This window comes from Bradyrhizobium sp. 18BD, from assembly GCF_054185225.1.
Genome location: NZ_JAVAYL010000006.1, coordinates 332,872 through 346,885 on the forward strand (window position 1 = coordinate 332,872; position 14,014 = coordinate 346,885).

Sequence of the window (14,014 nt, forward strand, 5' to 3'; positions counted from 1 at the left end):
TCACGCCATCGCTGGCGCGTCCGTCCCGACCCAACGGCGGAACAGATCGAAATCGATATTGCCGCCGGACAGCACGAGACCGACGCGCTTGCCCTTCAGCTTGCTCTTTTCCTGCAGCGCCGCGGCGAGCGCGGCCGCGCCGGCGCCTTCGGCGAGATTATGCGTGTCGATCCAGTAGGCGCGGATCGCCGCAGCGACCTCGTCGTCGGTGACCTGCACGATGCGCGAAGCGCCCTTGCGGATCAGCGCGAGCGCATCCTCGTCAGGGATGCGCGTCGCCATGCCGTCCGCGCGCGTGTTGGCCGTCTCGGTCGTCACGATCTTACCGGCCGCAAACGAGAGCGCGTAGGACGGCGCCTCGGTCGACTGCACGCCGACGATCTCGGTCTTCAGGCCCAGCAGGTCGCGCGCCATGATGCAGCCGCAGATGCCGGAGCCCTGCCCGATCGGCACGTAGAGGACGTCGAGATCGGGCGCAGAGCGAAACAGCTCGAGCGCGTAGGTCGCGACACCCAGCACAAGGTCCGAGTGGAACGACGGCACCATGTGGAGGCCGGCGAACTGCGCGCGGCGCTCGGCTTCCTCGCGCGCGGCCTGAAAGTCTTCGCCATGCTCGACCAGCTCGGCGCCAAACGCCTTCATCGCGCGGTTCTTCTCGACCGAATTGCCGCGCGGCACGTAGATCACCGCAGGCACGCCGTGGCGGCCCGCGGCAAACGCCAGGCTCTGGCCGTGATTGCCGCGCGTCGCCGAGATGATGCCAGGCGTGTTCGGCCGCTCGCGCTTGAGCCGATCGAGATAGACCAGCCCGCCGCGCACCTTGAAGGCGCCGATCGGCGTGTGGTTCTCGTGCTTGACCACGACCTCGGTGCCGAGGCGCTCCGCGAGCAGCGGCCAGCCGCGTGCCGGCGTTGCCGGCACCGCCTGCCCCACGATCGCATGTGCGCGCTCGAGCTCCGTCAGGTCGAACATTGTAGCCCCGCGTACGGTCTGCCCCCTCGCCCCGCTTGCGGGGAGAGGGTCGGGGTGAGGGGGAGTCTCCGCAGGGACGGTGACAGCTGGACTCGCGGAGACTCCCCCTCACCCGGATTGCGCTCGCGCGCAATCCGGCCTCTCCCCGCAAGCGGGGAGAGGCGAAGAGAAGTCGCTCTTCGCTGCTGCGCCATCACCGACTCACACCAGCGCCTTGCCGCCGGCGAACGCCTTCGCGGTCGCTTCGTCGTTGGCCTGCTCGGGCAACAGCATCTCGTTGTGCGCCTTGCCGGAGGGAATCATCGGGAAGCAGTTTTCGAGCGCCGCGACGCGGCAGTCGAACAGCACCGGACGCTTGACCGAGATCATCTCCTGGATGGCGCCGTCGAGATCGGACGGCTTGTGCACCTGCAGGCCGACGCCGCCATAGGCTTCGGCGAGCTTGACGAAATCCGGCAGCGCCTCCGAATAGGAATGCGACAGGCGGTTGCCGTGGAGCAGCTGCTGCCACTGCCGCACCATGCCCATGTACTGGTTGTTCAGGATGAAGATCTTGATCGGCAGCTCGTACTGAACCGCCGTCGACATCTCCTGGATCGTCATCTGCACCGAGGCATCGCCTGCGATGTCGATGACGAGGCTGTCGGGGTGCGCCACCTGCACGCCGACCGCGGCCGGCAGGCCGTAGCCCATGGTGCCGAGACCACCCGAAGTCATCCAACGGTGCGGCTCCTCGAAGCCATAGAACTGCGCCGCCCACATCTGGTGCTGGCCGACTTCGGTCGTGATGTAGGTGTCGCGGCCGCGCGTCGCCTCGAACAGGCTCTGGATCGCGTGCTGCGGCAGGATGACGTCGTTGCTCTTCTTGTAATAGAGCGAGTTGCGGGCACGCCACTGCGCGATCTGCTGCCACCACGCCTTGATGTCGGGCTTCTTCGCCTCCGCCTTGAACACCTGCAGGATGTCGCCGAGGATGTTGCCGCAATCGCCGATGATCGGCACGTCGACGCGGATGTTCTTGTTGATCGAGGACGGATCGATGTCGATGTGGATCTTCTTCGAGTTCGGCGAGAACGCATCGACGCGGCCGGTGATGCGGTCGTCGAAGCGTGCGCCGACGCACAGCATGACGTCGCAATCATGCATCGTCATGTTGGCCTCGTAGGTGCCGTGCATGCCTAGCATGCCGAGCCAGTTCTTGCCCGACGCCGGATAAGCACCCAGGCCCATCAGCGTAGAGGTGATCGGGAAGCCGGTGACCTCGACCAGCTCACGCAGCAGCCTGGTCGCTTCGGGGCCGGAATTGATGACGCCACCGCCGCTGTAGATCACCGGACGCTTGGCATTGGCGAGCAGCGACACGGCCTTGCGGATCTGCGTCGCATCGCCCTTCACGCGCGGCGCGTAGGAGCGGTGCACGTCGGACTTGCGCGGCGGATGATAGGTGCCGGTGGCGAACTGCACGTCCTTGGGAACGTCGACCAGCACCGGGCCCGGACGGCCCGTGGTGGCAACGTAGAAGGCTTCGTGCAGGACCTTGGCGAGGTCGTTGACGTCGCGCACCAGCCAATTGTGCTTGGTGCAGGGACGCGTGATGCCGACCGTGTCGCATTCCTGGAACGCGTCGTTGCCGATCAGATGCGTCGGCACCTGGCCGGAGATGCAGACCAGCGGGATCGAGTCCATCAGCGCGTCGGTCAACGGCGTCACCATATTGGTGGCGCCGGGGCCGGAGGTCACCAGCGCAACGCCCGGCCTGCCGGTCGAGCGCGCATAGCCCTCGGCGGCGTGTCCCGCGCCTTGCTCGTGGCGAACCAGGATGTGCTGGACCTCGCTCTGCTGGAAGATCTCGTCATAGATCGGAAGCACCGCGCCGCCGGGATAGCCGAAAATGTCGGTCACGCCATGATCGATGAGCGCGCGGACGATCATCGCAGCACCGGTCATCTGGTTCGGATCGTGGCTCTTGTCGCTCATTGTCTTGCTCCGGATGCGCTGTTGTCAGCGGCTTCGTTCGTTCTGGGTTCGGGAAATAAAAAAGGCCCCGAAGAGGGACCCTGCACACCGCCTGTCATGTGGATGGCAGCTAGCCACCCCCGGCGGTGTGCCTGGGTACGACGGCGATAAGGAGCTTGGTAATAATGTTACGCATGGTAGGCGCTCGACATCCCAAAGGTTGCGCGAAACATAACGACCAAAGCCTCGATGTCAAGGCAAAGCGGCCGCTTCCGCGTGATTTTGGCAGTGTAACGGTGTTCCCGAGGTTCGGCGAGAGGTAAATGCGGGGACCCGGGCACAAAAGCACGTTAACCGGGATCCCGCGCCACCTTGACGGCAGCCGCCAGCCACCCCCTCGCCTCCTCGAGCTTCACCCATTCGAAGTCAGGCAATTGGTGCCGGAACCAAGTGAATTGCCGCTTGGCGTAGTGCCGGGTGTCCGCGCGACCGATGGTTGCGGCCTCCTCCAGGTTGAGCTCACCGCGCAGATGCCGGATCAGCGCCGGCACGCCATGGGCCTTCATCGCCGGCAACAGCGGATCGAGGTGACGGGCGGCGAGCCGCTCGATTTCCTTCAAAGCGCCGGCGCCCAGCATGGCATCGAAGCGGGCGTCGATGCGGGCATAGAGCTCTTCACGCTCAGGGGCGAGAAACACCGCGCGAAAACTGTCCTTCGGCAGCAGCGGCGGCTGGCCCTCATGATGCCAGTCCAGCAGCGAGCGGCCGGTCGCCTCGACCACTTCGAGCGCGCGTGCGATGCGGGTTCGGTCGCGCAGGTTCAATCGCTCAGCGGCGCGCGGATCGCGCCGCGCGAGTTCCGCGTGCAGCGCCTCGACGCCATTCCGCTCCAGTCGCGCCCGCACGTCGTCGCGGATCTCCGCAGGGATCGGCGGCACCACGGAGAGGCCCGCAGTCAGCGCCTTGAAATAAAGCCCGGTGCCGCCGATGAAGATCGGCAGGCGGCCTTCGCTTTGCGCCTCCTCCAGTGCCTTCGCCGCATCAGCCACCCAGGCGCCGGCCGAGAAATTCACGGCCGCATCGACATGACCATAGAGACGATGCGGAACGCGCGCTTCCTCGCCATGCGTGGGGCGCGCCGTGATGATGCGCAGGTCACGGTACACCTGCATGGAATCGGCATTGATGACGGTACCGCCGGCGCTGATGGCAAGCTCGAGCGCCAGCGCCGACTTGCCGCTGGCGGTCGGGCCTGCGATAAGCACGGCCTTGATCGGATGCCTCTCGCTCACGAAAACCTCAAATGTCCCTCGTCGCCACGCTGATCTGCAACCCCGATAATCCCGCCCTCGACTCCACCATCGTCGACGGCGCCCGTGCCGTGCTGCCTCAGGCAGCGCCTGCGCACTGGCTGTTCGACGGGGTTGCGGTCGACATCCCCTTCGGCGCCGACAGTAACCTCGAAGGCGACCGTCACGCCATCGAAGAGCGGCTCCGCGAGCTGCGCGGCGACCTGCCGATCGACATCGTGGTGCAGCCTGTCGGCTTCCGGCGCAAGAAGCTTTTTCTCGCCGACATGGATTCCACAATGATCGGGCAGGAATGCATCGATGAGCTCGCCGATCTGGTCGGGATGAAGGCCCATGTCGCCGCGATCACCGAACGCGCGATGCGCGGCGAGATCGAGTTCGAGCCGGCGCTGCGCGAGCGCGTCGCGCTGCTGAAGGACCTCCCCGCCAACGTCGTCGACGAAGTGCTGGACAAGCGCATCACGCTGACCCCGGGCGGCCGTGAACTGGTCGCGACCATGCGGAAGCACGGCGCCTATACCTGCCTCGTCTCCGGCGGCTTCACGCTGTTCACGCGCGCGGTCGCCGCAAAGATCGGCTTCCAGGAGAACCGCGCCAACGAGCTCGTCGTGCGCGACGGAAAATTCACCGGCGAGGTGAAGGAGCCGATTCTGGGCCGCGCGGCCAAACTCGCGACGCTGGTGGATCTGATGGAGTCGTTCGATCTCGACGACATCGACTCGGTCGTGGTCGGCGACGGCGCCAACGATCTCGCGATGATCCAGGCAGCGGGGCTGGGTGTGGCGTATCACGCCAAGCCGGCGGTGGCCGCGGCCGCGGCTGCGCGGATCGATCATGGCGATCTCACTGCGCTGCTTTATGCGCAAGGGTATCGTCGGGACGAGTTCGTGGAGGCATAGCCTCCGCCTTCGTCAGCCGTTGCGACACACTCCGCAGCCGTAGGGTGGGCAAAGGCGCGCTTGCGCCGTGCCCACCACTTTTGCTGAGACGGTCGAAAGATGGTGGACACGCTTTCGCTTTGCCACCCTACGAGACCGCCCTTACTGCACGCTCAGCGCAACAAACCGCAGCTCGCCGTCGGCATTCGACACCAGCAGCAGCACCGACTTCTTGCCGTCCTTCTTGAGCTGGTCGACGCGCTTCTGGATGTCGGCGCCGCTCGACACCGCCTCCTGCGCGACCTCGACGATGACGTCGCCGGCGGAGAGACGCTTCTCGGCGGCGTCTGAATTGGCGTCGACATTGGTCACGACCACGCCCTTGACGCTGTCCTTGATCTTGTAGCGCGTGCGCAGATCCTTGCTCAGCACGGCGAGATCGAGGCCGAGCGCCTTCTGCGTCACCGTCTTCTCGGGCGCGGGCTCGTCGGTCTTCACCGCGGCCTGCACCTTCTCAGGATCCTGCAGACGGCCGAGCGTGACCTTCTTGGTCTCTTCCTGACCCTTGCGGATGATGACGACGTCGACTTCCTTGCCGACCGCCGTGTCGGCGACGACACGGGAGAGATCCTTGGGGTCCTTGACGTCCTTGCCGTCGAACTTGACGACGACGTCGCCGGGCTCGATGCCGGCGGGCTTGGCCGGGCCCTTGTCGTCGACGCCCGCAACCAGCGCGCCGCGCGGCGGCTTGATGTTGAGGCTCTCGGCAATCTCGTCGGTGACGCTCTGAATGCGCACGCCCAGCCAGCCGCGGCGCAGCTCGCCGAACTGGCGGAGCTGGTCGACGACGCCCGCGACCGTCTTGGACGGCACGGCGAAGCCGATGCCGATCGAGCCGCCGGAGGGCGAGATGATCAACGTGTTGACGCCGATGACGTCGCCTTCGAGGTTGAACAGCGGGCCACCGGAATTGCCGCGGTTGATGGCGGCGTCGGTCTGGATGTAGCTGTCATAGGGTCCCGAGGAGATGTCGCGATTCTTCGCCGAGACGATGCCCGCGGTCACGGTGCCGCCGAGGCTGAACGGGTTGCCGATCGCGACCACCCAGTCACCAAGGCGCAGCTTGTCGGAATCGCCGAACTTGACCGCAACCAGCGGCTTCGACGGCTTGAACTTGAGCACCGCAAGGTCGGTCTTCTTGTCGACGCCGACCAGCTCGGCTTTGATCTTGGTGCCGTCGTTGAGGATGACGTTGATCTCGTCGGCGTCCGCAATGACGTGGTTATTGGTGACGACAACGCCCGATGTGTCGATGATGAAGCCCGAGCCGAGCGAGTTGGTCTTGCGCGGCGGGCCGCTGCCGTTGTCGCCGCCCTTGCTGCCGCCGCCGGGACCCCTGCGGTTTTTGAAGAAGTCGTCGAAGAACTCCTCGAAGGGCGAGCCCGGCGGCAGTTGCGGCATGGTGTTGCTGCCACCGCCCTTGGCCTCGACGGTCTGCGAGGTCGAGATGTTGACGACCGCGTCGATCACCTTCTCGGCGACGTCGGCGATGCCCTCCGGTCCGCGCGCCTCGGCGGGCGTGCCGAACGCGCTGAAAGCACTGATGGCGAGCGCGGCCAGCCCAAATCGCGCACATCGGCGCAAGCGGGACGGGGCAATGATGGCAGCGGTCATTGGTATCTCCAGAGAAAGGGATTCGGCGCCAGACTGCGCTCGAACCGGGGGACGGCGCAAGCGCGGACGTTAACGGGCCTCAAGACCCGGACAATATGGCGAAAACCGGCTTGTCGCCTTCACTTTGGCGTTGGCCCCGCGGCTAAACCGGGCGCCGCATCACCCAGATCAGGACCAGGCCGGCCACGGCCGAGCCGATCCCGACCACCCGCAGGATATTGTCCGGCGTGGCGATGGCGCTCTTCATGGCCTTGCGCATCCAGTTCGGACTTGCCGCGAACATCAAGCCTTCCAGCACAAACAGGATGCCTAGGCCGATGAGGAAGTCGGCGAACGCAATGGACCTCATCGGATGGGAACCTCCCGTTGTGCTGTTCTTGTCTGGACGAAGGGCGGCAGAACTGCCGCCCCTGTCTAGCTTACGGTTTCGCCGGCGTCTCGGTCGCCGTCTTGCCGGACGGGCTACCGAAATACCGGAAGAAATCCGAGTCCGGCCGCAGCAGGAAGCGGGTGTCGCTCGACTTCAGCCCAGTCTCATAGGCCGTCATCGACCGGTAGAAGGCGAAGAAGTCGGCATCCTTGCTGTAGGCTTCCGCGAACAGCCGGTTGCGCTCGGCATCGCCCGCACCGCGGGTCTGATCAGCCTGCGAATTGGCTTCAGCGATGATCACAGTCGCTTCGCGGTCGGCCCTCGACTTGATCTCCTGCGCCCTCTGGCCGCCCTGTGCGCGGAACTCGGCAGCTTCGCGCTCGCGCTCGGTCTTCATGCGCAGGTAGACCGCCTGGCTGTTCTGCTCCGGCAGGTCGGCACGGCGGATCCGGACGTCGACGACCTGGATGCCGTAGCCGTCGGCCTCACGATCGAGCTGGTCGCGGATGCGCAGCATCAGCTTCTCGCGATCGTCGCGCACCACGTTGATGAAGGTGACCTCGCCGAGCACGCGGCGCAGCGCCGCGTTCAGGAGCGTGGTGAGCTGGAGGTTGGCCGCCTGGATCGAGCCGACGCTCTGATAGAAGCGCAGCGCGTCCTTGATGCGGTAGCGCGCGAAGGCGTCGACCACGAGACGCTTCTGGTCGGACGCGATCGCTTCCTGCGACGGGTTCTCCAGATCGAGGATCCGCTTGTCGATGTTGATCACCGAATTCCACGGCGCCTTGAAGTGCAGGCCGGGATCGGTGACGACGTCGACGGGCTTGCCGAACTGGAGCACGATGGTCTGCTCGGTCTGCTGCACCGTGAACAGCGACATGTAGCCGACGATCACGACGATCAGGAGCCCGAGCAGCGTGACGATACCTGTGACCGGAGACCTCATCTTGTGGCTCCGCTCGAGGGCTGACCGGTGGTAGGCGCCCGCTTGGTCGTCAATTCGCTGAGCGGCAGATAGGGCACGACGCCCTGGCCGGAACGGCCGCCATCATAGATGAGCTTGTCCGAGCTGCCGAGCACACGCTCCATCGTCTCCAGATAGATCCGTTCACGCGTCACGTCGGGCGCCTTCTTGTATTCCTCGTACACCTTCAGGAAGCGCGCGCTCTGGCCCTTGGCCTCGGCGATCGCCTGCTCCCTGTAGCCTTCGGCGGCCTGCTGGATCTGCGCCGCCCGTCCACGGGCCTGCGGAACAACCTGGTTGGCGTAGGTCTGCGCTTCGTTCTGCAACTGCTCCTGATTGGCGCGCGCCGCCTGGACGTCGCGGAAGGCGTCGATGACCTGGGCAGGCGGGTCGACCTTCTGCATCTGCACCTGGGTGATCTGAATGCCCGCGCCGTAGCTGTCGAGGGTCCGCTGGATCAGCTCCTGCACGCCCTGCTCGGTGACGTTGCGCGCACCGGTCAGGATCGGCTGGATCTGCGATCGGCCGATCACCTCGCGCATCGCGCTTTCGGCGACCGCCTTCACGGTGCCCTCGGGGTTCTGAATGTTGAACAGGAAGTTGCCGACACCGTTGGGCTTGATGCGCCAGAGCACGGTGAAGTCGACGTCGACGATGTTCTCGTCGCCGGTCAGCATCAGGCTCTCTTCCGGCACGTCACGGATGGAGCGGCCGCGCCGCGCCGGATCGTCGATCAGCGTCATGCCGATCGAGATGGTGTTGACGCGCAGCGCCTTCGGCAGCAGCACGGTCTCGATCGGATAGGGCAGATGATAATTCAGGCCCGGATCGACGGTGCGGACATGCTTGCCGAAGCGCAGCACGACGCCCTGCTCTTCGGACTGCACGCGGAAGAAGCCCGACAGCAGCCAGAACGCGACGATGAGCAGGACGATCAGCGTGATGCCGATGCCGGAGAAATAGCCGCCCGGCATGATCTGCTGGAGGCGGTCCTGGCCACGCCGCAGAAGATCTTCCAGATCCGGCGGCCTCGGCCCCACCGGCTGCGGGCCTGTGCCCCATGGTCCCTTCGGACCCGAGCCCCAAGGGCCACCGCCCTGATTCTTCCACGGCATTCGACGCTCTCCTCGGCAGGGTGGAATTGCCCCCGCCCGCTTTGTCCGGTCCGGCTTTATAGGGGACAGGCAGGTCCCTTACAACGCAGCCATCGCCGTCTTCCGAGCTATGCTCGGGCAAGAAAAAGTCAATGTAAACATTGGAGAAAGCGGTTAATGGGGCGCCCGCCGACGATATGTCACATAGGAGAAGTCGGCGCTGTCGTCGGGGCCGGCAGGATGACGAATGCGCACCGTCTCCTCCCATTCCGCCCTGTCGATGTCGAAATGCGTGTCGCCTTCGGGCCGCGCATGCACCTCGGTGATTTCGAGACGGTCGGCGCGATCGAGCCATTGCCGATAGATCTCGGCGCCACCGATCACCGCGATCTCGGCGACCGAACGCCGCAGGGCGTCGCCGCGCGCAACCGCGCCGGCATCGGCGGACGACGTCGTGACGACCGCCCCCGCGGCGCGATAATCCGTATCGCGCGTGATGACGATGTTGGTGCGACCCGGCAGCGGCCGGCGCAGGGACTCGAAGGTCTTGCGGCCCATGATCACGGGCTTGCCGATGGTGAGCGCCTTGAAGCGCGCCATGTCGGATTTCAATCGCCACGGGATCGCATTACCCGCGCCGATGATGCCGTTCTCAGCGATGGCAACGACGAAGACGATCTCCATCAGGCAGAGCTCCCGGCAAGCCGCGTCAGCGCAGAACCGGAGACGCGGCACAGCGTCCAGTCGTCCATCATGACCGCACCGAGCGACTTGTAGAACGCGATCGACGGCGCGTTCCAGTCGAGCACCGCCCATTGCAGGCGCGACCAGCCGTTGTCGACGCATTCCTTGGCGAGATAGACCAGCAGCGCCTTGCCGAGGCCTTTGCCGCGATGCGACGGCTGCACATACAAATCTTCGAGATAGATGCCGTGACGGCCGCTGAAGGTGGAGAAGTTCAGGAACCACACCGCGAAGCCGACCGGCTCGCCGTTCCACTCGGCAATCGCACAAAACAGCCTGGGATCGCGACCGAACAAGGCGTCCGCAATGTCAGCCTCGGTCGCCTCGACCTCGTGCGAGAGCTTTTCGTACTCGGCGAGTTCGCGGACGAAATCGAGAACGAGTCCGGCTTCGCCGGGACGCGCGCGGCGGATGTTGAACGCCATCGGCGCTAGACCGCGACTTCCGCCTTGATGTGCGGATGCGGATCGTAGCCGACGAGCTCGAAATCCTCGTAGCGGAAGGAGAAGATGTCCTTCACATCGGGGTTGATGCGCATCACCGGCAGCGCACGCGGCGCGCGGGTGAGCTGCAGCCGGGCCTGCTCCAGATGGTTGGAATAGAGATGGGTGTCGCCGAGCGAATGCACGAAGTCGCCGGGCTTCAGGCCCGTAACCTGCGCGACCATCATGGTGAGCAGCGCGTAGGAGGCGATGTTGAAGGGCACGCCGAGGAACACGTCGGCCGAGCGCTGATAGAGCTGGCAGGACAGCTTGCCGTTGGCGACATAGAACTGGAACAGCAGGTGGCAGGGCGGCAGCGCCATCTTGTCGACGTCGGCCGGATTCCAGGCGGTGACGATCAGCCGGCGCGAATCCGGGGTGCGCTTGATCATGTCGATGACCTTGGCGATCTGGTCGATGCTGCCGCCGTCCGGCGTTGGCCAGGAGCGCCATTGATGCCCGTAGACCGGGCCGAGATCGCCATTGGCGTCCGCCCATTCGTCCCAGATGGTAACGCCGTTGTCCTTGAGATACTTGATGTTGGTGTCGCCCTTCAGGAACCACAGCAGCTCATGCACGATCGCCTTCAGCGGCAGCCGCTTGGTGGTCAGCATCGGGAAGCCGGCGGACAGATTGAAGCGCATCTGATGGCCGAACACCGACAGGGTGCCGGTGCCGGTCCGGTCGGTCTTCTCGGCGCCGTCTGAAAGAATCCGCTCAAGCAGGTCCTGATACTGGTGCATGTGCCCAAACCTTTAGAAAGACGGCAGCCTTTGGGGAGGCGGCGAACTTAACGGCCACCCCCGCGCTGCGACAGCGGCGATTCGCTGTTTAAACGCATTATACCCCGAAAAGTGGCTGTTCCCGGGGCAAACGAAAAGGGGCGGAACCTGCGTCCCGCCCCTCGCCTATCGGCTTGAAAGTGCTGGTTAAGTTGCCGGCTTGAGCACCGGGGTCCACTTCGCGATCTCGTTCTTGACGAGGGTCGCCAGCGCCTCGGGCGTCCGGTCCTTGGGCGCGGGGATGACGCTGCCGAGCTCGAGCAGGCGCTTCTTCACGGTCTCGTCGTCGAGCGCCTTGATGGCAGCGGCGTTCAGGCTCGCGATGATCGCGGGCGAAGTTCCCTTCGGCGCGAACATCGCGTTCCAGGCCTGCGCCTGGAACGTCGGCAGACCGGCTTCGGTCGTGGTTGGCACGTTCGGCAGCGACGGATTGCGCTCGGGCGTTGCGATCGCATAGGCCTTGATGGTGCCTGCGTTGATCTGCGGCACGGCGTTGACGATCTGGTCGCACATGTAGTCGACCTGTCCCGCCACAAGCGCGTTCATCGCTGGACCGGTGCCGTTGAAGGGCACGCCGACCGGCTTGACGTCGAGGATCGAGTGCAGGAGCTCGCATGAGACGTGCGAGACCGAGCCGACGCCGGCATGCGCCGCATTCACCTTCTCGGCATTCGCCTTCACGTAAGCGACGAACTCCTTCAGGTCCTTCGGCGGAAAGTCCTTGCGCGCGAGGATCAGGATCGGCGTGCCCGCGAGCAGTGCGATCGGCTCGAAGTCCTTCTCCGGGTGATAGGCGAGCTTCGGATAGAGCGGCACCGACGCGGCGTGCGTGCCCATATGCCCGGTGATGAGCGTATAGCCGTCATTGGTCGCGCGCGCCGCGCGCGTCGTCGCGGTGGTTCCACCGGCGCCGACCACGTTTTCGATGATGATGCTCTGGCCGAGCGTCTGCGCCATGTGCGCGGTGACGATGCGCGAGATCACATCGGTCGGGCCGCCGGCAGCGAACGGTACGATCATGGTGATGCCGCGCGTCGGATAGGTCTGCGCCTTCGCCGGTGCGACAAAGGCGCACATCGATGCGAGCGCGGCGGCACATGCGCCGGTAGCAAGCGCGCGAATGGAAGTCATTTCGTTTCCCCCGGGACACAGAAAAATGCCGGCCACAAGGGCCGGCATTTTCATTTCACGAAGACATCGCACAAGTCGATTCGACTTCCGAATGCGGCGCGCGGACGCAGGGCGCCGCGACGACGCAGGCGCGGCGCGATCAGTTCTCGGATTCGGTGAACACCTCGTCGCGCTTGGCCCGCAGCACGGGCAGCACCGTGAGGACCAGAAGGCCCGCCGCGATTGCCAGCAGCACTGCCGACAGCGGACGCGTCAGGAACACGCTCCAATCGCCGCGCGAGATCAGCAGCGCGCGGCGCAGGTTCTCTTCCATCAGCGGTCCGAGCACCATGCCGAGCAGCAGCGGCGCCGGCTCGAAATCGTGCTTGATCAGCCAGTAGCCCACGAGCCCGAACACGCCGGCGAGGATGACGTCGACCGGTGCGTTGTTCACCGAGTAGATGCCGATCGCGCAGAAGATCACGATCGAGGGGAACATCAGCCGGTAAGGCACGCGCAGGAGGCGGACCCAGATGCCGACCAGCGGCAGGTTGATGATGATCAGCATGAGGTTGCCGATCCACATCGAGGCGATCATGCCCCAGACGAGGTCGGGCTGCTTCTGCATCACCTGCGGGCCCGGCACGATGCCATGGATGGTCATCGCACCCACCATCAGCGCCATCACCGCGTTCGGCGGGATGCCGAGCGTGAGCAACGGGATGAAGGAGGTCTGTGCCGCCGCGTTGTTGGCGCTTTCCGGCGCCGCCACGCCCTCGATCGCGCCGCGGCCGAACCGCGACGGGTTCCTGGCGAGCTTCTTCTCGAGCGTATAGGCCGCAAACGAGGCGATGACAGCGCCGCCGCCGGGCAGAATGCCGAGGATCGAGCCGAGCACGGTGCCGCGCAGGATTGGCGGCGTCGAGTCGATCAGATCCTTCTTGGTCGGCATCAGGCCGGTGATCTTCTGCTGCACGAGGTCGCGGTTCATCTCGGCGCCGGCGTCGAGATTGCGGATGATCTCGGCGAAGCCGAACACACCCATCGCCACCGTCGCAAAGCCGAGACCGTCGGCAAGTTCCGGAATGTTGAAGGCCATGCGCGAGGCACCGGTCTCGATGTCCGAGCCGACCATCGAGAGCAACAGGCCGAACACGATCATCGCGATCGCCTTCAGCACCGAGCCCTTGGCCAGCACGACCGCGAAGATCAGGCCGAGCACCATCAGCGAGAAATATTCGGCCGGACCGAACGCCAGCGCGAGTTTCGTCAGCGGCGCGCCGAGCACCGCGATCAAAACGGTCGCGACGCAGCCGGCGAAGAACGAGCCGATCGCCGCGATCGCCAGCGCCGGACCGGCACGGCCCTGCTTGGCCATCTGGTGACCGTCGATGGCGGTGACGACCGATGTCGCCTCACCTGGAATATTGACCAGGATCGACGTGGTCGAGCCGCCATATTGCGCGCCGTAATAGATGCCGGCGAGCATGATCAGCGCGCCGACCGGCGGCAGTCCGAAGGTGATCGGCAGCAGCATCGCGACGGTTGCGATGGTGCCGATGCCCGGGAGCACGCCGACCAGCGTGCCGACGAGGGCACCGATCAGGCACATCAGCAGGTTGATCGGGGAGAGCGCGACGACAAAGCCGTGAGCGAGGTTCGCAAAAATATCCATCAC

General features: G+C 65.2%; 13 protein-coding genes. 1 reads left to right on the plus strand and 12 read right to left on the minus strand.

Annotation, left to right across the window (positions count from 1 at the left end):
- The 3 genes from RAD16_RS14145 to miaA form a co-directional block, all read right to left on the minus strand.
- Window positions 1-972, minus strand: coding sequence for a threonine dehydratase (locus RAD16_RS14145; RefSeq protein ID WP_458158487.1), 972 nt, complete (start codon window positions 970-972; stop codon window positions 1-3).
- A gap of 201 nt (window positions 973-1,173) precedes the next feature.
- Window positions 1,174-2,949: an acetolactate synthase 3 large subunit gene (locus tag RAD16_RS14150; RefSeq protein WP_458158489.1), complete on the minus strand. Its 1,776-nt coding sequence runs from the start codon at window positions 2,947-2,949 to the stop codon at window positions 1,174-1,176.
- A gap of 329 nt (window positions 2,950-3,278) precedes the next feature.
- Entirely contained in the window at window positions 3,279-4,220 is a 942-nt protein-coding gene (gene miaA / locus RAD16_RS14155; RefSeq protein ID WP_458158490.1) for a tRNA (adenosine(37)-N6)-dimethylallyltransferase MiaA, read from the minus strand.
- An 11-nt stretch (window positions 4,221-4,231) separates the two neighbouring features.
- Between miaA and serB the strand changes: the two genes are divergently transcribed.
- A complete protein-coding gene (gene serB, locus RAD16_RS14160; RefSeq protein WP_458158491.1) occupies window positions 4,232-5,137 on the plus strand; it encodes a phosphoserine phosphatase SerB in 906 nt (301 codons plus the stop codon).
- Window positions 5,138-5,278: 141 nt separating this feature from the next.
- On the opposite strand, the gene RAD16_RS14165 is transcribed toward serB, so the two are convergent.
- The 9 genes from RAD16_RS14165 to RAD16_RS14205 all read right to left on the minus strand — a co-directional run bounded on the left by RAD16_RS14165 (window position 5,279) and on the right by RAD16_RS14205 (window position 14,011).
- Entirely contained in the window at window positions 5,279-6,790 is a 1,512-nt protein-coding gene (locus RAD16_RS14165) for a Do family serine endopeptidase (protein ID WP_458158492.1), read from the minus strand.
- Window positions 6,791-6,932: 142 nt separating this feature from the next.
- Window positions 6,933-7,139 (minus strand): DUF2065 domain-containing protein, encoded by a 207-nt coding sequence (locus RAD16_RS14170; RefSeq protein WP_142248818.1) that lies wholly within the window; start codon window positions 7,137-7,139, stop codon window positions 6,933-6,935.
- Between the two features lie 70 nt (window positions 7,140-7,209).
- Window positions 7,210-8,106: a protease modulator HflC gene (gene hflC, locus RAD16_RS14175; protein WP_458158493.1), complete on the minus strand. Its 897-nt coding sequence runs from the start codon at window positions 8,104-8,106 to the stop codon at window positions 7,210-7,212.
- Window positions 8,103-9,239 (minus strand): FtsH protease activity modulator HflK, encoded by a 1,137-nt coding sequence (gene hflK / locus RAD16_RS14180; protein WP_458158494.1) that lies wholly within the window; start codon window positions 9,237-9,239, stop codon window positions 8,103-8,105. Before hflK ends, hflC begins: the two co-directional genes overlap by 4 nt.
- 153 nt (window positions 9,240-9,392) lie before the next feature.
- Window positions 9,393-9,902, minus strand: coding sequence for a dihydrofolate reductase (locus tag RAD16_RS14185; RefSeq protein WP_458158495.1), 510 nt, complete (start codon window positions 9,900-9,902; stop codon window positions 9,393-9,395).
- A complete protein-coding gene (locus RAD16_RS14190; RefSeq protein WP_458158496.1) occupies window positions 9,902-10,387 on the minus strand; it encodes an N-acetyltransferase family protein in 486 nt (161 codons plus the stop codon). Before RAD16_RS14190 ends, RAD16_RS14185 begins: the two co-directional genes overlap by 1 nt.
- A 5-nt stretch (window positions 10,388-10,392) precedes the next feature.
- The gene (locus tag RAD16_RS14195; protein ID WP_063689078.1) at window positions 10,393-11,187 is read right to left on the minus strand and encodes a thymidylate synthase; all 795 of its coding nucleotides are present in this window, start codon (window positions 11,185-11,187) and stop codon (window positions 10,393-10,395) included.
- A 186-nt stretch (window positions 11,188-11,373) separates the two neighbouring features.
- Window positions 11,374-12,357: a tripartite tricarboxylate transporter substrate binding protein BugD gene (locus RAD16_RS14200; RefSeq protein WP_458158497.1), complete on the minus strand. Its 984-nt coding sequence runs from the start codon at window positions 12,355-12,357 to the stop codon at window positions 11,374-11,376.
- Between the two features lie 139 nt (window positions 12,358-12,496).
- Window positions 12,497-14,011 (minus strand): tripartite tricarboxylate transporter permease, encoded by a 1,515-nt coding sequence (locus RAD16_RS14205; protein ID WP_458158498.1) that lies wholly within the window; start codon window positions 14,009-14,011, stop codon window positions 12,497-12,499.
- Between the last annotated feature and the right edge of the window lie 3 nt (window positions 14,012-14,014).